General features: G+C 61.4%; 21 protein-coding genes. 11 read left to right on the top strand and 10 right to left on the bottom strand.

The features are described 5' to 3' along the window. Window positions 1–127: 127 nt before the first annotated feature. Genes HNE_RS11710 through HNE_RS11680 form a run of 7 tightly spaced genes read left to right on the top strand, consistent with a single transcriptional unit; the run spans window position 128 to window position 5,155 of the window. Window positions 128–1,486 (top strand): anthranilate synthase component I family protein, encoded by a 1,359-nt coding sequence (locus HNE_RS11710; protein ID WP_011647362.1) that lies wholly within the window; start codon window positions 128–130, stop codon window positions 1,484–1,486. Then, on the top strand, window positions 1,483–2,067 hold the full coding sequence (locus tag HNE_RS11705) for an anthranilate synthase component II (RefSeq protein WP_011647361.1): 585 nt from the start codon (window positions 1,483–1,485) through the stop codon (window positions 2,065–2,067). The genes HNE_RS11710 and HNE_RS11705 overlap by 4 nt, the downstream gene beginning before the upstream one ends. Continuing rightward, complete coding sequence (locus HNE_RS11700; protein WP_011647360.1) at window positions 2,064–2,891, top strand: aminotransferase class IV; 828 nt, start codon at window positions 2,064–2,066, stop codon at window positions 2,889–2,891. Before HNE_RS11705 ends, HNE_RS11700 begins: the two co-directional genes overlap by 4 nt. Continuing rightward, on the top strand, window positions 2,884–3,717 hold the full coding sequence (gene folP, locus HNE_RS11695; protein WP_011647359.1) for a dihydropteroate synthase: 834 nt from the start codon (window positions 2,884–2,886) through the stop codon (window positions 3,715–3,717). Before HNE_RS11700 ends, folP begins: the two co-directional genes overlap by 8 nt. Beyond that, window positions 3,707–4,072, top strand: a complete 366-nt coding sequence (gene folB / locus HNE_RS11690) for a dihydroneopterin aldolase (protein ID WP_011647358.1) — start codon at window positions 3,707–3,709, stop codon at window positions 4,070–4,072. Before folP ends, folB begins: the two co-directional genes overlap by 11 nt. After that, window positions 4,065–4,565 (top strand): 2-amino-4-hydroxy-6-hydroxymethyldihydropteridine diphosphokinase, encoded by a 501-nt coding sequence (folK, locus tag HNE_RS11685; protein ID WP_011647357.1) that lies wholly within the window; start codon window positions 4,065–4,067, stop codon window positions 4,563–4,565. Before folB ends, folK begins: the two co-directional genes overlap by 8 nt. Further along, window positions 4,562–5,155: a hypothetical protein gene (locus HNE_RS11680; protein WP_011647356.1), complete on the top strand. Its 594-nt coding sequence runs from the start codon at window positions 4,562–4,564 to the stop codon at window positions 5,153–5,155. Before folK ends, HNE_RS11680 begins: the two co-directional genes overlap by 4 nt. On the opposite strand, the gene HNE_RS11675 is transcribed toward HNE_RS11680, so the two are convergent. The 3 genes from HNE_RS11675 to HNE_RS11665 are packed head-to-tail and all read right to left on the bottom strand — an operon-like array spanning window position 5,133 to window position 7,461. After that, window positions 5,133–6,455 carry a sensor histidine kinase gene (locus tag HNE_RS11675; RefSeq protein WP_011647355.1) on the bottom strand — a complete coding sequence of 441 codons (1,323 nt, stop codon included), beginning with the start codon at window positions 6,453–6,455 and terminating at the stop codon, window positions 5,133–5,135. The genes HNE_RS11680 and HNE_RS11675 overlap by 23 nt on opposite strands. After that, window positions 6,452–7,114, bottom strand: coding sequence for a response regulator transcription factor (locus HNE_RS11670; protein ID WP_011647354.1), 663 nt, complete (start codon window positions 7,112–7,114; stop codon window positions 6,452–6,454). Before HNE_RS11670 ends, HNE_RS11675 begins: the two co-directional genes overlap by 4 nt. Next, on the bottom strand, window positions 7,114–7,461 hold the full coding sequence (locus HNE_RS11665) for a PepSY domain-containing protein (protein WP_011647353.1): 348 nt from the start codon (window positions 7,459–7,461) through the stop codon (window positions 7,114–7,116). The genes HNE_RS11670 and HNE_RS11665 overlap by 1 nt, the downstream gene beginning before the upstream one ends. 157 nt (window positions 7,462–7,618) lie before the next feature. On the opposite strand from HNE_RS11665, the gene HNE_RS11660 reads away from it, so the two are divergent. Continuing rightward, window positions 7,619–7,978, top strand: a complete 360-nt coding sequence (locus HNE_RS11660; RefSeq protein WP_035592705.1) for a PepSY domain-containing protein — start codon at window positions 7,619–7,621, stop codon at window positions 7,976–7,978. Window positions 7,979–8,002: 24 nt separating this feature from the next. Here the strand turns inward: HNE_RS11660 and HNE_RS11655 are convergent, their stop codons facing one another. The 6 genes from HNE_RS11655 to HNE_RS11630 form a co-directional block, all read right to left on the bottom strand. Then, complete coding sequence (locus HNE_RS11655) at window positions 8,003–9,112, bottom strand: GGDEF domain-containing protein (protein WP_011647351.1); 1,110 nt, start codon at window positions 9,110–9,112, stop codon at window positions 8,003–8,005. 178 nt (window positions 9,113–9,290) lie between these two features. Beyond that, window positions 9,291–10,457, bottom strand: a complete 1,167-nt coding sequence (locus HNE_RS11650; protein ID WP_049755120.1) for a pyridoxal phosphate-dependent aminotransferase — start codon at window positions 10,455–10,457, stop codon at window positions 9,291–9,293. After that, window positions 10,447–11,391, bottom strand: coding sequence for a sulfite exporter TauE/SafE family protein (locus tag HNE_RS11645; RefSeq protein ID WP_011647349.1), 945 nt, complete (start codon window positions 11,389–11,391; stop codon window positions 10,447–10,449). The genes HNE_RS11650 and HNE_RS11645 overlap by 11 nt, the downstream gene beginning before the upstream one ends. A 46-nt stretch (window positions 11,392–11,437) precedes the next feature. Next, window positions 11,438–13,825 carry a TonB-dependent receptor gene (locus HNE_RS11640; RefSeq protein WP_011647348.1) on the bottom strand — a complete coding sequence of 796 codons (2,388 nt, stop codon included), beginning with the start codon at window positions 13,823–13,825 and terminating at the stop codon, window positions 11,438–11,440. Window positions 13,826–14,018: 193 nt separating this feature from the next. Then, window positions 14,019–14,615, bottom strand: coding sequence for a 2-hydroxychromene-2-carboxylate isomerase (locus HNE_RS11635; RefSeq protein ID WP_011647347.1), 597 nt, complete (start codon window positions 14,613–14,615; stop codon window positions 14,019–14,021). Continuing rightward, window positions 14,615–15,373: an SDR family NAD(P)-dependent oxidoreductase gene (locus HNE_RS11630; protein ID WP_011647346.1), complete on the bottom strand. Its 759-nt coding sequence runs from the start codon at window positions 15,371–15,373 to the stop codon at window positions 14,615–14,617. Before HNE_RS11630 ends, HNE_RS11635 begins: the two co-directional genes overlap by 1 nt. Before the next feature lie 68 nt (window positions 15,374–15,441). On the opposite strand from HNE_RS11630, the gene HNE_RS11625 reads away from it, so the two are divergent. The 3 genes from HNE_RS11625 to HNE_RS11615 all read left to right on the top strand — a co-directional run bounded on the left by HNE_RS11625 (window position 15,442) and on the right by HNE_RS11615 (window position 17,990). Then, on the top strand, window positions 15,442–15,924 hold the full coding sequence (locus HNE_RS11625) for a winged helix-turn-helix transcriptional regulator (RefSeq protein ID WP_011647345.1): 483 nt from the start codon (window positions 15,442–15,444) through the stop codon (window positions 15,922–15,924). Window positions 15,925–16,141: 217 nt separating this feature from the next. Beyond that, window positions 16,142–16,528, top strand: coding sequence for a nucleoside diphosphate kinase regulator (gene rnk, locus HNE_RS11620; RefSeq protein ID WP_011647344.1), 387 nt, complete (start codon window positions 16,142–16,144; stop codon window positions 16,526–16,528). 427 nt (window positions 16,529–16,955) lie between these two features. Continuing rightward, complete coding sequence (locus tag HNE_RS11615) at window positions 16,956–17,990, top strand: PAS domain-containing protein (protein ID WP_035592702.1); 1,035 nt, start codon at window positions 16,956–16,958, stop codon at window positions 17,988–17,990. 132 nt (window positions 17,991–18,122) lie between these two features. Here HNE_RS11615 and HNE_RS11610 read toward each other — a convergent pair whose 3' ends face one another. Then, window positions 18,123–18,317, bottom strand: coding sequence for a CsbD family protein (locus HNE_RS11610; protein WP_035592701.1), 195 nt, complete (start codon window positions 18,315–18,317; stop codon window positions 18,123–18,125). Window positions 18,318–18,466 lie beyond the last annotated feature (149 nt).

The raw sequence follows: 18,466 nt of genomic DNA, 5'->3' as shown, positions 1-18,466 counted from the left end.
AAATCACCCGGAATTGCCTGCTCAGCGGCCGACCGGGGCGAAATGTCCCGTGTTTGCAGCGCTCTGGCACGCTCCGAAGCCGTGCTTGCGCCTTTCCGCAATACCGCTTGCGGGCTAGAGAAAGCCCATGCTCGCAGAAGCGCTGCCCTCCTTCGATCCTGTTGCCGCTGCACTGGCTTTGCGGGGGGAGGACGGCTTCCTCTGGCTCGATAGCGCCGCGCCGGGCCATCCCGGCTCCAGATACTCCTATATCTGCCTCTGGCCGGTGGAACGTCTGCGCCTTGAGGCATCCGCCGGGGCGGCCCGCGATCTGCGCGCGTGGCGCGCGCGGTTCAGGGCGGAGCGCCTTATACCCGGTGCGCCCTTTCAGGGGGGCGTTGCAGGCTACCTTTCCTACGATTTTGCGCCCGCCTTCATGGGCCGTTTCAAGTCCCGTCACACGCCGGTTGACACGCCGGCGCTGGAGTTTGGCTTCTACGACACGGTGATCGCCTTCAATCACGCCGCCCAAATTGCCACGATCTATTCTGCGGGGCTGAAGACCGGCGATACTGCGGCGGATGAAACCCTCGCAAAGGAGAAAATCAGCCGCCTGAAAGCAAAACTGGCGGAGACCGCCCCGCCTGCACCGCCGCCCGAAAAGCTCGCCTGGACCGCGGAAAACTCTGCCACCGCCTACAAAGTCTCCGTCTTCCGCATCCGCGACTATATCCGCGACGGCGACATCTATCAGGCAAACGTGGCGGCCCTCTGGACCGCTCCGCCGCTCAACCGGGACGCCGCCTTCGCGCAATATCTTTCCGGCCGGGCCCGTTCCCCCGCGCCGTTTTCAGCCTTCGGCGTATTTGAGGGCCGCACCATCGCCAGTTTTTCCCCCGAACGCCTGATCAGCGCTGACGGGGAAGGATGCGTGAAGGCCGAGCCCATCAAAGGCACGATCCGGCGCGAGGAAGACGAGACCAAAGACGCCGCTGCCCGCGCGGCGCTGCTCGCCTCGGATAAGGACCGGGCGGAGAATGTGATGATCGTCGACCTCCTGCGAAATGACATTTCGCGGGTCTGCACATCGCCGTCCGTGTCTGTCTCCTCGCTCTGCCGGCTGGAGACCTTCGCCAATCTGCACCACCTCGTCTCGACGGTGGAGGGGCAACTGGCGCCTGGAGAAGACGGGGTAAGCCTGCTGGAAGCCGTCTTCCCCGGCGGGTCGATCACCGGCGCGCCCAAGCTGCGCGCGATGGAGATCATCGACGCGCTGGAGCCTGCCGCGCGGGGCGTTTTCTGCGGCTCAATCGGGTGGATCGGCCATGACGGCGCGATGGATTTTTCCATCCTGATCCGAACCGTGGAAGCGTTGCCGGAGGTGACACGGCTATGGGCCGGCGCAGGCATCACGCTTCTGTCTGATCCGGAGGCGGAGTATGACGAAATCAGCCTGAAAGCCGAACGCATCATGGGCGATACACGCGGTGGGGTGGCCACGTCATGATCCTGATGCTGAACAACCGGGACAGTTTCGTATTCAATCTTGCCCGCTATTTCAGCGAGCTGGGCTGTGAGATGAATGTGGTAGACAGTGATCAGATCGCGGTCACAGAGATTGAGGCGCTGGCGCCCGAAGCGCTGGTGATTTCGCCGGGACCCTGCACCCCGGCGGAGGCTGGCATTTCCATCCAGGCAATTAACGCCTTGGGTGCGCGCCTGCCGATCCTCGGCGTCTGCCTGGGCCATCAGGCGATTGCGGCGGCCCATGGCTGGCCGGTGACGCATGCCCGGTCGCCCGCCCATGGCCGCGCAGCGCGCATCACACATACCGGCCAACGGCTGTTTGCGGGGCTGCCCGGCGCCTTTGAGGTCGGTCTCTATCACTCTCTCATCGCCGCTGCGCCAGATGCGCCGGGGCCGCTGGTCATTGACGCGGTCTCTCCCTCAGGTGAAGTGATGGCGTTATCGCACCCGGAGAAGCCCATCTACGGCATCCAGTTTCATCCAGAATCCATCCTCACCCAGCATGGCCCGGCCCTGCTTCAGAACTTCCTCAACATCGCCCGCGCCTGGAGGCAGACATGATCCGGTTCAGCCAACCCGGCGCGGCCCCTGAAAACACAGAGCTTTTTGATCTCACCGATCGCGGCCTGCTGCTGGCCGATGGTGTGTTCGATACCTCGCGCGTTGTGGGTGGACGGATCATCCAGAAGCGCGCGCATTTGATGCGTCTGGCGTCCGACGCTGCGGCCCTCGGGGTCGGCGCCAACCTGTCAGAGCTTGACGCTCTGGCGCAGGAAGCCGTTCCGCAGAATGCAAATGGCGCCTTGCGTCTCACCGTCACGCGTGGCCCCGGCGGGCGCGGTCTGGCGGGCGCGGCAACCGGGGCGGCAACCCTGCTGGCGCGCTTTTCTCCGATGGACGTTGCTTTTCCCATGCCGCCCGTCCGGCTGCGGATCAGCAATATCCGGCGCAATCCCACCTCTCCCTCGGCGCGCCACAAGACCCTGTCCTATACGGACAATATCATGGCGCTGCGCGAGGCGATGGCGATGGGATATGACGAGGCCCTGTTGCTTTCGCCCGAAGGCCGGGTCGCCTGCGCCTCGGCGGCGAATGTTTTTGCCCTGTTTGGAAACCTGCTGGTCACCCCGCCGCTGTCAGAAGGCGTGTTGCCGGGCGTTGTGCGCGGCTGGCTGATCGGCGCTGCGCGGGAGGCAGGCCTTGAGACCGCGCAGGAAAGCCTGACGCCAGAGCGTCTGTCCGAGGCCGACAGCATTTTCCTGACCAACAGCCTGCGCATCTTTCAGCCTGTCAGCGAGTTTGCCGGGCAGGCATTCGAAACGGAATTGCCCGCCGCCCTGATCGGCCTCGGCAAAACCCTTCTGGAGGGAGGTTTCGATGATTGATACTGAGCGGCGCGACAGGACACTCGCCCGTGTGCGCAACGAACCTGTCATCATGGGCATTCTCAATGTGACGCCCGACAGCTTCTCCGATGGCGGACGGCATACCACACTGGAGGCAGCAGAGGCGCAGGCCCTGCGGATGCTGGCCGAGGGCGCAGGCATCATCGACATTGGCGGGGAGTCCACGCGCCCCGGCGCGGCGCAGGTGTCGGCGGCGGAGGAGCTTGTCCGTGTCCTCCCCATCATCCGGCATCTGGCCTCGCGAATGGACGCGCCGATCTCCATCGACACAGTCAAAGCCTCCGTCGCCCGCGCAGCGATCGAGGCCGGGGCCGTCATCATCAATGACGTGACCGGCATGACCGGCGACCCGGAGATGCCCGCGGCTGTGGCCGAAACGGGCGCGGCGGTCGTCATCACCTATCATCGCGGCACAGCCGACGAAGCAATCGATGCCGTCGCCGATATGCACGCCTTTTTCGACCGCTCTTTTGAAACAGCAGCGCGCGTTGCCATTGCTAAAGACCGCATCTGGCTCGACCCCGGTGTCGGCTTCGCCAAGACGCCCCGGCAGAACCTTGAAGTGATCGCGCAGCTCGATACGCTGGCGCGGTATGGCTGCCCTGTCCTGGTGGGGCTTTCCCGCAAGAGCTTTATCGGCCATGTCACGGGCCGGGCCGTAGATGATCGCCTTGCTGGCACGCTCACTGCCCATCTGATGGCGCTGCAGCGGGGCGCTCGCGTCCTGCGGGTGCATGATGTAGCTGAGCACACCGATTTGCTGCGCCTGTATCAGGCGATCGAAGGGGCAGGGCATGAAAACTGAGATCATCATCCGCAATCTCCGCATTCACGGCTATCACGGCCTGAAAGAAGCAGAGAAGGCGCTCGGCCAGATCTTCGAGGTCGACATCACCTGCGACATGCATACGGACGTGCCGCCCCGCGATGTGATGGAAGATACGGTCTGCTATGGCGAAATCTGTGATCTCGTCGTCAGCGTGTCCGAGAACGAAGTGTTCAACCTGATCGAAACACTGGCAGAGCGGATTGCCTCGGCGATCTTTGCCAGCTTCCCGCCGATCCAGAAGGTTCGGGTGGAAATCCGCAAGCCGCGCGCCCCCATCCGCCACATCGTCAACCATGTCGGCATTGCCATTGAGCGCGACCGCCATGGCTGAAGCGGCGCTCGGTCTCGGCTCCAATCTTGGAGATCGTGAAGCGCATCTTTCCGGCGCTGTCCGCGCGCTGGAGGCATGGGGCGGTGTTCGGGTAACGGCCATTTCCTCGCTCTGGGAAACGCCGCCCTGGGGCATTGAGGGACAGCCGCATTTTCTCAACGCCTGCGTGCTGATTGAAACATCGCTGACGCCCATTGAGGTGCTCGATGCCTGCCTCGCAATCGAGCGGGATCACGGCCGGGAACGCAGCCTGCGTTGGGGCCCGCGCACGCTGGATATGGATGTTCTGTACTATGATGATGTGGAAATGGCCGATGAGCGGCTGATCCTTCCCCATCCGCGCATGCTGCTGCGCAGCTTCGTGCTGGCGCCTCTGGCAGAAATTGCGCCGGGCAAGGTGATCGGCGGCGCGACCATCCAGGAAAACTCTGCGCTCGTGGGGCTGGAGACAGGTATGGTCCGGATCGGGCCACTGAGGGGCATTGAAGAATGATCGGGGCCAAAGAGCTGTTCGGCCTCGGTGCATTGCTGCTCACATTCATCGCCTTCTTTCCCTATATTCGCTCCATTCTGAGGGGGCAGACGCGTCCACACGCCTTCTCGTGGATGATCTGGGGCGCCAGCACCTTTGTTGTCGCTATGGCGCAGCTTTCGGATGGCGCGGGGGTGGGGGCCTGGCCCATCGCGGTGTCTGGCCTTATTACCCTGCTTGTCGCCTGGCTGGCCTATAGAAGGTCAGCCGGGATGCACGTCACACGGGTTGACTGGGCGTTTCTTCTGCTGGCGCTGAGCGCGCTGCCATTCTGGTATTTTACCGAAACGGCGCTCCCGGCAGTTATCATACTCACAGGTGTTGATCTGCTCGGCTTCGGACCATCCATCCGGAAGGCTTATACTCATCCGTATGAAGAAAATGTAGCATTCTTCCTGCTTGGCGCATTTCGCAACGCGATGGTTCTTCTGGCGCTGGAGCATTATTCCTGGACCACGGCGCTGTTTCCAGCGGCCGTTGGCGTTGCCTGCCTACTATTTGCGGCGCTGGTCGCCGGAAGACGGTTGGTTACCAGATCAGGCTTGCCTTGAGCCCGCCCAGTTCCGATGTGCCCAGCTCCAGATGGCCATCGGTGGCCTCTGCCAGATCATGCGCGATGGAGAGGCCGAGCCCGTGGCCGCCGGGGCGTTCGTCGGCGCGCTGACCGCGCAGGATGACCTGATCCCGATCAGCGGTGTCGAGGCCGGGGCCATCATCCTCAATCCGCAACGCGCGGGCGCGCGCGGTAATGCGGACACGGGCGGCGGCGTATCGCGCGGCGTTCTCCATCAGCGGCCCGGCCATTTCCATGAGCTGATCGGCGGAGACAGGCAGCGTCTCGCCAGCCGGGCAGTCGATCTCGAAGTCCACCCTTGCGCCCCGCTCGGTGCGGGAGAGGACCGTCACCAGCCGCTCGATCAGCGGGCCGGGCTCTGTGGGGCCCCGGTCCAGGCTCGCCGCCGTGCGGGCGCGGGCGAGTTCACGATCCACCGCGTCAGAGGCGGCGCGGATGGAGTGTTCCAGCCCTTCGGCCATGTCGGCCTGTCCGCCATCGCGCACCCGCCGGGCAATGGCGCGCAGGGCAGAGAGCGGCGTCTTCAGGCCGTGGGCGAGATTGGCGGCGCGGTCGCGCGCGGCGTGCACATCGGCTTCCCGGGCGTCCGCCAGTTCGTTGATCTGGTCGACCAGCGGGGTCACTTCGGTGGCAAACCGGGCCGGATCGAGGCGCGAGACAGGCGAGGATTTAAGCTCGCTGATGGAAGATTGCACGGCGCGCAGGGGCAGGAGGCCGATCGTCACCTGCAACCAGGCGGCCAGGCTCAGTGTTGCCCAGAGCAGGGTCAGGAAGATCGCCAGTTCGCGGGCAAATTCCTCCCGCGCATTGATCAGGCTCGCCCGGTCTTCCGCAATAATCAGCATCACAGGCGCCGAGGTTTGGGTTTGCCGGATGGTGCGCGCTACGCGGACAAGATCCTGGCCGAAGGGGCCGGCGGCGGTGTCGCGGTGCCATTTGGCGCCGTCTACGCCAGCGGGCAGGTCCAGCGCATTATCCCAGAGCGAACGGGAGCGGTGCACATCACCGTTGCGCGATACCTGCCAGTAGAGACCGCTGGCGGGCCGGTCGAAGCGCAGGTCTGTTGGCTCGTAAGTGTCGGTGGCGAAGCCACCGGGCGTGAAGGTGATGGCGCTGACGATGGCGCGGCCGTGGCGGATCAGATCGTCCTCGGTGTTGCGCCGGATGTGACTGTCGAACAGCAGCACAAGCGTGAACCATGAAACCAGCAGGGCGGCCGCAATGGCCAGCGCGCCGCCTGCTAGCAGGCGAAGCCGGATGGATCGCAGGGGCCTCACGCGCCCGCTTCGATGACGTAGCCGAAACCGCGCCGGGTGCTGATCACGCCCGGGCCAAGCTTGCGGCGCAGGCGTGAGACAATGGCCTCGATGGCGTTGGTGTCGCCGGTGTCTTCAACGCCGTGAAGGTGTTCGGAGAGTTCACCGGCCGAAACCGTGCGGTTCATGTTGTGGACAAGATAGTCCACCAGGCGAAATTCCAGGGGCGTGACGCGCACGGGCTGGCCGGCATAGGCGATGGTCATGCGGCGGGTATCGACCATCAGGTCGCCGGCCTGAAGCACGGGCTGAGCCATGCCGGCGGCGCGGCGGATGAGGGCGCGTAGGCGAACGATTAGCTCCGCCATTTCAAAGGGTTTAGGCAGGTAGTCATCGGCGCCGGCCTCGATGCCATCGACCCGCTCCATCCAGCTGCCGCGGGCAGAGAGGATGAGGATGGGCGTGATCATGCCCGCAGCGCGCCAGCGTTTGAGGACCGAGAGGCCGTCCATCCGGGGCAGGCCGAGGTCCAGAATGATCGCGTCATAGGGTTCGGTATCGCCCTTGAACCAGGCGTCTTCGCCGTCGCGGGCGAGGTCTACCATAAAGCCGGAATCTTTCAGGGCGGCCGAAATATCGTCTGCAATCAGGACTTCGTCTTCAACGAGGAGTACGCGCATCAGTCATCCTCTTCGATGTCGAGGATGCGGCCAGTACGGGCATCAACGTCCATTTCCAGCACAGTTCCCCGGCGAGTCAGCACTTCGATCTCATAGATCAGATAGCCGTCGTCTTCGTCCAGTTCCAGCTTGAGAAGTTCGCCGGGATACTGTTGCAGGACAGAGCCCAGGATGATCTCCAGGGGCAGGATTTCCCCGCGTTTACGGGCATCCCAGACGATTTCCTCGTCACCGCGATCCCCGTCGTCGTCATCGCCGTCCTCGTCCCAGTCGGCAAAGGCTGGGGCCACCGCCGCCAGCAGCAGGCAACCAGCGAGCAGCCATTTCGGGATAAATCCGGACAACATGGGACACAACGCTCCTTTCAGCAGTCAAGGCGGTCATATCGTAGACATGTGCTGACAGGAACCTGACAGGACGGGGCAGGAAGCTGTCAGCCACGATGGGTCAAATCGCAATCGAGGCCGCCAGAGACCGGCCATCAGTTTGCGAAAGGACGAAACCATGAAGACCACCCCTTATGTGATTGGCGCGATTGTTGTGGGCATGTTTGCAGCGGGCAGCCTGGGGGCCGGGACAAGCTCGGCCCAGGGCGAGGCGCTGAAAGGCGCCGGGGCTGAACCCGGTCCCATTGCGACCCCGGCCAAGTATGCGATTAGCGAACACGCCAGCTTTGATGAGGTAACCCGGCGCCTGGCAGAGCAGGGCTTCGAGGTGATGGACTATGAACTGGATGACCGCCGGATTGAGGTGACGGGCCTGACCGCGACCGGGCATTGCATGGAACTGAAGTTCAATGCCGTTTCGGGCAAGGAGCTGCGCCGCAAGCGGGATGATGACTGCCGGCCTGGTGATGACGGCTGATCCGGCGCCGAACTCGCACTGCTGTCAGGCGGCGTCGCTCGCCCGATGGGCTAGCGGCAGCTGAATGATGCAGGCGCTTTCGGCAATGGCCGGCGGCATGAGCTCCGCCCGGTCTCTGCCGAAGCGCTTGGCACGGTAGAGGGCCTTGTCCGCCCGATCGAGGGCGGGGACAATGTCGGTCTCGGTGTCACCGGGCTGGCTGACGCCGAGGCTGATGGTAACGCCGAATGTGCCTTCGCTGCTTTTGAAGCGGAGATCCTTCACGGCTTCGCGCAGCCGGTTAGCCAGCGTCACAGCCGCCTCGAGACTGGTTTCAGGCAGGATCAGACCAAACTCTTCGCCGCCCAGCCGGCCAAGCAGGTCTGCCTCGCGCACGCATTCGGTGACGAGACGCGAGAGCCGGATTATGACTTCATCGCCGGCCGCATGACCGTGAATATCATTCACCTTCTTGAAATGGTCGATGTCAAACATCAGCACACTGACAGGGTGGTGGTGGCGCTGGGCGCGCTGAACTTCCCGCTCGGCAAAGCGGAAGAAGGCGCGGTGGTTGAGCGCTTTGGTCAGAGGATCGGTGACGGCGAGATCGTAAAGCGCGCAGCGTTCTTCCTCGGCATTGATCAGGCCCTGGACCGCGTAGCGCCCGGCGCTGTGGACGCAGATGTCCTGGCTGACGATATGCGCCATGCTTTTCAGGAGTTCAATCTGTCCGGGCGCCGGCGAGCGGGGCTGGTTGCCTATCAGGCAGAGCGTGCCGAAGCGCTTGCCATCGGGATCGCTGAGGGGCGCGCCGGCAAAGAACACGACATTCGGGGCGCCCATGACTGCCGGCTCGCGGGCAAAATAGGGCTCCAGACGAGCGTCGGCTACAGCGAAGGCATCGTCGGACAGGTTTGCGTAAGCGCAGAATTCCTGGAGATTGTGAAAGTCATTGTCTGTGACGCCATGAGCCGCGCGATACCATGCGCGGTAGCGTTCGTTCAGGGCGGCGATGACGATGGGGGTTCCCAGAGCCAGCGCCGCTGTGCGCGCGATATGGCTTGCGTCGTGCACCGTTTCGCTTTTCAGAATCCGGTAGCGTTGAAGCACTTCCGATTTTTGCTGTTCAAAGCGCGGCGGCGGATAGGTGAGCATGGAAAAACGTCCCCCCAGACATCTTGGTTACCATGCTGTTATGCATAACGAGTGCTGAAGCCGGACTGTCCCGGATCGATAAAATTTCACCGATCCGGGCATAAACCTCACTTTTCCGGATGCGTATTCTTTAAGTTCTGCAGGCAGACTATTAAGGCGTTTCCGGAGTGGCCGTCTGTCATGCGTTTACAAGCCGGGGCAACGCTTTGCAGAAACGCTCGACATCTTGGATCTTGCCGGTCGAAACGCGGCTCCACGGCACGTAATCCATGTACTGTCCACGGATTGAGATTTTCTCCGCAGCCATGGCTTTGGCCAGATCGTTAGCGGGCATGCCGCTCTGGAAGTAAACGAAGTTGGTCTGTGATTTCAGGTATTTGAGATCGAGCGCGTCCAGTGTCGTGGTGATCATCTCGCGGGCTTCGACGATCTTTGACTTGGAATAGTCAAGGAAGGCGGTGTCATCATAACAGCCGATGGCGGCGGCGATGGAGGTGCACGGCGTCCAGGACATCTGCGTGTAGCGGATCTTCTCGGCGGTTTCTGCCGACGAGATCGTGTAGCCGACGCGGATGCCCGCCATACCGTAGATTTTCGAGAAAGTGCGCGTGACGATGACATCCTTGCCTTCTTTGATAAGGGGCACGCAGGTCATCGAGGCTTCATCATCAACAAGTTCGATATAGGCTTCATCCACAACCACGGTAGTTTTCGCGGCCATCTTCGAGACGGCAGCCCGGATGACGGAGCCGGGCATGGCGATGCCGGTGGGATTGTTCGGATTGCAAAGCTGTACCATGCCGGTTTCCGGCGTGATGGCCGCGTCGATGGCGGCCAGGTCCATATCCATGTCTTCGGTCAGTGGAACACGGATGATTTCTGCCATGCCCAGCTTGGCTGCATAGAGCGCGGTGGTATCCCAGAAGAGGCGCGGCGCGACGATGGGTCCTTTGGGGCCATAGATCAGGGCCAGCGCGCTGAGCGCTTCGCCCGAGCCGGTGGTGATGACGATCTGTTCGGGTGAGACCCCGTGACGGTCAGCAATGAGCTTGTTGAGCGTAACGATGGCTTCCTGGTTAGTGTAATAGGCGCCCTTTTCAGCCGCTTTGCTGATCATCTTGAGGGCTGATGGCGCCGGGCCATAAGGGTTTTCGTTGCGCGAGAGCAGAGCCAGCCCGGCTTCCGGTCCGAACAGCGCAGGGCCGGATGCTTCGGCCGGAAATGCGCCGGTCGCCTCGGCGGCTGCAGCGGTAGCCGATGTTGTCGTTGTACAGCCGGCGAGGCCAACTGCGGCAACGCCAGCGCCGGCTGAAAACAGCCCGCGGCGTGTCAATCTATATCCCATGATCTTCCTCCTGATTGGAAAGTGAAATGTCGGCATTGATGGTGGTTACCGCGGGCACGGGATCGGCCAGAAGCGGCGCAGTGCGTGAGGGCGGCGAGAGGGCCGAGACCAGCATGATGCTGGACGTGACGAGCAGGTAGAGCCCAAGCGCGCGGCGCAGATGCACCGCATTGAGGCTGTGGGCGGCGGCAACGCCCCAAGGGGCGGTGATCATGCTCATGGACGTGATGGCGACTGCGGCGATGATGTTGACATAGCCAAGCGACCCGAAGGGCAGGCCGCTTTGGCCAAGCCCGGCAATGATGCTGCCGATTGTGCCGGGCACGGCGATGATCGTGCCAAAGCCGGCGGCTGTGGCAACAGCGCGGTGCATCGGCTGCCCACTGAGGGTCATGATCAGGACGGCGGGCGTGCCCCCGCCAATACCGAGCAGGGTGCAATAACCACCCAGGACGCTGCCGAGGCCGCCGCGCATGAAGCCTTTGGGCATCTCGTTGGCGACTGGACCCCGGTGCGTGAGAACCGGAAACAGGAAATGCCAGGCCATGATGAACACGCCGACACCGAAGGTGAGCTTCAGGGCGTGACCGTCAAGATACTGCGCAACAAAGAGGCCAAGCACGACCCCCGTCACCACCCAGGGCGTCCAGCTTTTCAATATTTCAAAGTCGACTGCGCCGCGCTTTGCGTGGGCCTGCACCGAGCGGAGCGAGGTGAAGATAATAGTGGCGAGAGATGTGCCGATGGCGACGTGCATGATTTTGTCGCTGGCGATCGCATCGCCTCCGGCGCTCAGCAAAGTGAGAACCGAAGCGAGCGCGGGCACGACGACGAAGCCGCCGCCGATTCCGAACAGGCCAGCCACGAAGCCGGCAAGGGCGCCGGCGGCAAGCATGGCGGCAATGAAGAGAAGTGTGTCAGGGGTAAGGATCATGAGACGGTGATCCCCTTGGGTAGGCATAGGTGCTTCAACGGCATGATCAGAACCTCGCGGTGAGTGTCACCTGCGCAGTGCGCGGGTTCAGCGGGCGATAGGCGGCGGCGCCTGTGCCGGTTGTCGTGAAGGTGAAGGCGAGGGTGTCTTCGTCGAAGATGTTGTCGACGTTGAACCGCAGGCTGACATTTTCCGGCAGGCCGAAATTATTCGGGCCGCCAAGATCTACATAGCCACTCCAGAGGAAATAGCTCTCCATGACGTTGTCGGTCTGATAGGCGCCTTCGGCAAAGTCGGCATACCGTTCGCCGGTGTATTTGGTCGAGACGTTGGCCACGAGCCATTCGGTCGGCTCCCAGGTGACGCCGCCCGTGAACAGCCATTCCGGGCTGTCGGCGAGAAGGCTGCCGCCAGGATTGGTCTGGCTGCCGTCGGTGTTGAGACCGAAGCCATCGTCGAGTTCGGCGTGGTTGTAGGTAAGGTTGGCGTCTGCGTAGAGCTGGTTGTTGAAGAATTCAGGCTGCCAGACGCCGGAGAGTTCAAAACCGTAAGCCGTGGTGCCGCCGGCATTGATATAGAAGGGTTCAGGCTGAAGCGTGGCGGGGTCGGTTACGTTCCCGGTGACAAGGCGGTTGTCGAACTGGGTGTAAAAGACTGACACGGCGCCGTTGAAGGTTGGCCGGTTTGTCCGGATACCGACTTCATAGTTCTGGGATTCTTCAGCATCGGGCGCCGGGGCATCGAAGGGGGTCGCCGTTGAGAAGATGTCGTCTGCGCCGCGGGGAAGTGCGTAGTTCTGAGAATAGGAAGCGAAGATCTGGTCTGTTCCGGTCAGATCGTACACCGCACCGATCATCGGCAGCGGGTCGCTCTCATAGTCGGCCTCGATGAATTGAGGCCCGAACGCTTCATAGTCTGCAAAGTCGCGAAAGCCATCGAGCGAGTAGTCGATGCTGAGCATCTTCAGGCCAAGCTCGACAGCGAGCCTGTCGTCCAGCAGGCGGACGGTGTCTTTGACATAGATCTGCGTGGTTTCGCGGATCGACTGGTAGGCGCGGCGGAAATAGACAACTTCATCCGCGATGATGTCGCCATCCGCAGAGCCGCCTGTCTTGTTCAGGCGCAGCTGGGTGCGGTTGTATTCTTCGTCCTCGATCCACCCGCCGATTTGCAGGGTGTGATTGGCGACATCCCAGGTCAGGCCGCCGGTGATGCCTTTGCGGATACCGCCGACGCCCGAGAGGCCGTACTGGACCCCGCGCGGATGAACGACGGGAAGGCCCAGGGCTTCCTGGCGGAGAAATACGCCCCGGCTGAAGTCGTAGCCATCAGGAGAGACGCCGTAGCCATCCTTGTCTTCATAATAGGCTGTGGCTTCGACGCTCAGATTCTCCGTGATCGGCAGACCGCCTTTCAGGGAGTAGAGTACGTCATCGCGGATGTTGATGCGGTCTTCATAATAGCTCAGGCAGGTTGAACTCGTGAAGACGGGTTCGAAGTCACTGTCGTCAATGACGCCGTCACCGTTGAAGTCATAGACATTGCCAACGGGGGCGATGCAGCTGTCTGAAACTGACCCCTCATAGCCATAATCACGCCCGGCCGTGTTGTATAGCGTGCGGGACATCGACGGGGAGTCGTAGTCGAAGAAGTTGTTGCTGACGTATCCAGCCTGGAGATAGGCGTCGTTCTGGAAGTCGTAGCGCAGTTTGCCTTCCAGGTGTTCCCGGTCGATGGTGCCTGCGCCGCGCCACAGGTCGCTGTCGGTCTTGGAGCGGCTGAAATAGGCGGAGAAGCCGCCAATGCGGCCGGTTTCGAGCTTGAGGAAGGTGCGCTGGAGATTGTCATCGCCGATCGTAATCGCGGCCATGCCGCCCATCTCTTCGCTGGGCAGGATGGTGTTGTAAGACACAATCGGGCCAAGCGAAGCGTAACTGGGCAGGGAGACGTCGCCAGCGCCGGGGGAGGCAACGACGGAGCCGAGGTTTTCGTTATCGACATAGCGGAAAATCGGGCTGCCACCGAAAGCGTCCGAGCGGCCCATTGGCACACCATCGAGCACGAAGCCGATCTGCTGAAGGTTAAAAGCGCGAACCGTGACCGAGTTGCCAAACTCGTAGAGGCCGAGCGCGCCGTCGGTCTGGACGTTGAAGCCGGGCAGGGTTTCCAGCATCTTGAGACCGGAAATACCGCCCGGCGCGGAGAGAAGTTCTTCGCGTGTCACGGCCACCGTATTGGTGGCCTCACCCAGACCGATCGCGAGGTCTGTCTGTGAAATACGCCGGCCTTCGACGACCACCGCTTCCATCACGGCATCTTCATCCGTAGCGGGAGCGTCTGCCGTCTGCGCAATAGCGGGCAGCATGCTCGCAAAGCTTATCAGGACAAGGCTGCTGATTCCGGATTTCAGATAGCTGCGGTTAGTTTGATGCATGCTGCGCTCCTTGGCGGCTCTTTGACTGGCAGGGCCAAAGTGCGCCTCAGAAGGAGCGGTGCAATTATTTTGACGCCAATCTGTAGAGATTATTCCAGATCGGGAGTTTGATGCGGTTTCTTTGTGCGCGCCCGCAACAAAAACGGGCAAGCCCTCGGCCTGCCCGTTTGGTGATCACGGATTCGTGAGCGACTCAGCCTGCGAGGCGGTCTTCGATTTCACGGAGCGTGTTTTTTCCGAAATAGATGTCATCGCCGACGAAGAAGGTTGGGCTGCCGAAGGCGCCGCGTTTGGCGGCTGCCTCGGTGGTTGCCATAAGACGCTGTTTCACCTCATCTTCCTGAGCGCGCTTCATCAGGCGCTCAGCGTCAATGCCTGCGGCTGTGAGTTCGGTCGCCACGATCTGGGGATCGTCCATCTTCTTTGGAGTTTCCCACATCAGACGGTAGGCCGCTTCCAAATATTCCGGGAGGCCGCCATCCATTGCCGCGGCCGTGGCCATCCGCATCAGCAGCAACGTGTTGACGGGGAAATGCGGGTTCATCTGGAAGGGAATGTTGTGACGCGTGATGAAGCGGCGCATCTCGAGATTTTCATAGGCCACCTTGTTGGGAATGCCGGCGAACGCCATCATCGGTGACTGATTGTTGGTTAGCTTGAAGAGGCCGCCGAGAAGCACGGGCGTGTAGACGAAGGTGGCGCCGGTGCGCGCTTCGATCTGCGGGATGATGCGGTGGGCGAGATAGGCATTCGGGCTGCCGAAATCGAACTGGAATTCTACGGTTTTCATTACCAGGTTTCCTTATAGGGGCGCAGGTCCATCTCGAATGTCCAGGCATCGCGGTTCTGCTGATGGAGATACCAGTAGGCGTCGGCGATGGAGGCCGGCTCCATGAGGGTGTCCGGCGCCAGAGCGGCAACCGCTTCTTCGCCGCGAGCAGACTTGATCCGGTCCCGGACGAAATCTGTATCGACCCCTGCATCGATGATGAGGTGAGCGACATGGATGTTCTGGGGGCCAAGCTCGCGCGCCATGGCTTGAGCCAGCAGCCGCAGGCCGCCCTTGGCGCTGGCAAAGGCGGCGTAGCCTGATCCGCCGCGCAGGCTGGCAGTTGCCCCGGTGAAGAAGATTGAGCCCTTGCCACGCGCCAGCATCAAACGGGCCGCCTCCCGGCCAGTCAGGAAGCCCGCCTTGCAGGCCATTTCCCACACCTTGAAGAAGACCCGCTCGCTGGTGTCGAGCAGGGGGAAGTTTACGTTGGCGCCGGGATTGGAGATGACGACTTCCAGCGGTGCATGAGCGTCTGCCTCTTGCAGGAAGGCGGTGACATCTTCTTCCCTGCGCGCATCCAGGCCGCGCGCGACGCATTTGCCACCGGCCGCTTCAATCTCGCTTTTCAGTTTCTCGAGCTTCTCTGCCGTGCGGCGGCCTGCAAATACGGTGTAGCCTTCGGTCGCGAATTTGTGGGCGATGGCGGAGCCGATGAAATCGCCCGCGCCGATGATGGCGCAGGTGGCGTTTCTGTCCGGTCGTTTCTGGTCTGGCATTTTTGCCTCCCTCTTTTTCCGATGAGTAAGTCTTGAAATAAGACCAAGTCAATGATAAAAAGCGATGCATGAAGTGGCAGGAACTTGATCGGGAAAATTGCTCGCTGGCCCGGGCGATGGCGGTGGTGGGCGACCGGTGGACGTTGCTTGTGCTGCGCGAAGCGTTTCTTCGCGTGCGCCGGTTTGATGACTTTCAGGAACGGCTGGGCATTGCGCGGCGGGTGCTGACCGAGCGGCTGAAGCATCTGGTCGATCATGGCGTGCTGGAGAAGGTGGCTTACAGCCAAACCCCCTTGCGGCACGAATACCGGCTCACTGAGAAAGGTCTTGCGCTTTATCCGGTCATTATAAGCCTCGTACACTGGGGCGACGCATATTATGCCGGCAAGAAAGGCCCGCCCGTGCTTCACCGGCACCAGGCTTGCGGGCATGATTTCCGGAGCGTGCTGACCTGCTCGGAATGCGGGGAGGCGCTGGACCCGAGAGAAGTGTCGCCCCACGCCGGCCCAGGCGCTCGCAAGGGCGATTGGGCGGAGCGGCTGACTGACTGAGTGGGTTGACTAAACCGCCCGCGACGCCATCTTGGCGGGTATGAGGCACCCAAAAGCCCTTATTTTTCTTTCCGCTGCGCGTGCTGCTGCACGCTGCTAACCCCTGATCGTACCTGAAATTCAGGCGCCGTCAGGGGGACAAAACACAATCCACAATCATTCTTTTTCTGGTCCGCGCCACAAAAGGCTGCGGCGCATTCGTTTATCTGGAGCCATCATGTCCCAAATCACCCGTCCGCCCATTTATGTCACCGATGCTGAACTGGAGCGCCTTTCAGACCTTGCCCATGCTGTGCAGGGCAGGGAGCCGGCTGCTGACATGCTGATCGAGGAGCTTTCGCGCGCCAGGGTGACGGCCGTTGAGGACGTGCCCGTGGATGTCGTGCGGATGCATGACAGGGTCAATTTTGTATATGACGGGGCGCGCTATGAAGACTTCACGCTTGTCTACCCCTACGAGGCAAATATCGCAGACAAGCGGATCTCCATTCTGACCCAGGTGGGCGCCATGCTGATTGGGCTGCAGGTAGGCGATGCGATGCAGTGGGCCGGCCGGGATGGCAGGGGGCACTCCATGGAAGTGCTGGAAGTATCGCGCAATTGAGGGCGTTTCGGATCAAAGGCGGGCCGTATCCGGGGTTCGGGAGGCAGCGGAGCGGCAGGGAAAATAATATTACTTTTCCGAAATCCGGATTGCTGCGGCCCGCGTATGAAAAGCGGTGCCTTTATGTCTCCTGAACTGTCCTGGAGATCCACGAAGTTCATCATTGGTTGAATTCGGGCGTCTCAGGGGCCGCATCATAAAAATCCGCATAGAGAGCATTTTTGGTGTTTTCCGGGGGAGTTCTCCTCCTGAAAACAATGTGTCAGCCAGCGCGCCCCATGGTATGCTGGCTGTTAACCATATTGATCCAATCGCACCTGAAACAACAACCAGGACTTGCGCAACGCGCGTATTTCCGCTTCTTTCTGGTGTGGGGGGAATGCGTAATACAAATTCAGCCGTGGGATCGAACGAGGAGTTTGATGCAATGCATCGCAGCCCGGCACTCAATGGCGGTTCGCCAACGATCCCGATTGACGAACTTTCAGCCAGCCTTTCCGACCCTGTTCTAGCCGCGCTGCTTCAAAGCAGCCGTGATTGCATCAAGGTGCTCGATCTCACTGGACGTATCCGGTACATGAACCCGATGGGCCTTTCCGCGCGGCAGCTGAGCGCGGATACGGATGTCATCGGCCGGCACTGGTGGGATCTCTGGCCTGAAGAATCCCATTCCATGGTGCAGGACGCGACCGGCAAAGGCGCAAGCGGGGACTCCACAGATTTTCGGGGTTTTTGCCCCACCGCGCGCGGGCGGCCCAAATGGTGGGATGTGCGTATGGTTCCAATCCGGAACGGCGCTGGCGAAGTGACCGGAGTGCTCGTTGTCTCAAAGGATGTGACGGACGCCGTTACCAATCGCAAGATGTACGACACCATCGCTCTGGAGATGCGCCACAGGCTGAAGAACGCTTTTGCGGTGGCCAGCGCGATTGCCAAGATCAGCGCGCGGCAGACGCCCGAGCATCAGCCCTTTGCAGAAGATCTCGTCAAACGCTTCTCTTCCCTCGCCGTGGCGCAGGGCAAGCTGGTGGACGCGGCTAGCGATTTTCCTCTGCGGGCGCTGGTTTCCGACCTCGTTGATGCAGCAGGTGTCAGTGAAGAAACAATCGATGTGTCGGGGCTGCCCGATTGCCTTGTGGATGAAGCGCAGATGCGGGTCATTGCGGTGGTGATTGGTGAATTGACCACGAACTCTCTGAAGTATGGGGCGCTGCGCAATGGCGGGGCCATTTACTGCCAGGGGCGCATTGAGGACGAATGGTTGCATCTGTCCTGGATCGAGCCTCTCGAGGATGCATCGGAAGGTCAGACCGAAACATCGTCATCCACCAATACCGGGCTTGCGGTTATTCAGCGGATCGTGACATCGGCCGGTGGGCAGGTGTCGCGTGTCATGAACCAGGATGGATTGAGAGTCGATTTCTCGCTGGTGCATCAGCAAGCCGACGCATCTTCAGACTGAATTTTCTGCTGCCAGAATGGAAACCGCCACCCAGCAGGGCTGGGTGGCGGACAGGCGCCTTACGTTGGGGTGGGGGGACGCTGACGTGGCGCCTGCTGTTCTTTCCGTATCCTGAATAAATTCGGCTCAGGATTACTTGCGGTTATCATCCGCTACTTTTTTGACCTTGTCTTCGACCTTGCCGGCAGCGCGCTGAGCGTCGCCCTTGAGTTCCTGAATGCGGCCCTCAGCTTCCAGCTTCTTGTTGTCAGTCGCTTTGCCGGCGGCTTCTTTCGCGTTGCCGGCAATCTGATTGCCGACGCCTTTCACGGTGTTCTTGTTGGTCATGGCGGTATTCCTTCCGGGTTTCGAAATGCGCCTTCGTGACACATGCCCTAGTAACGGCTGAGAACGGGGTTCAGTTCCCTGAACTTATCGAAATGTTTGTTCTGATCGACTGCGCGGGCGATGGACGAGCCGTCATCTAAAAGAAAAGG

Source organism: Hyphomonas neptunium ATCC 15444 (assembly GCF_000013025.1).
GTDB lineage: Bacteria > Pseudomonadota > Alphaproteobacteria > Caulobacterales > Hyphomonadaceae > Hyphomonas > Hyphomonas neptunia.
The sequence above is the reverse complement of the archived record's forward strand: the minus strand, read 5'-3'. Positions and strand labels throughout refer to the sequence as shown.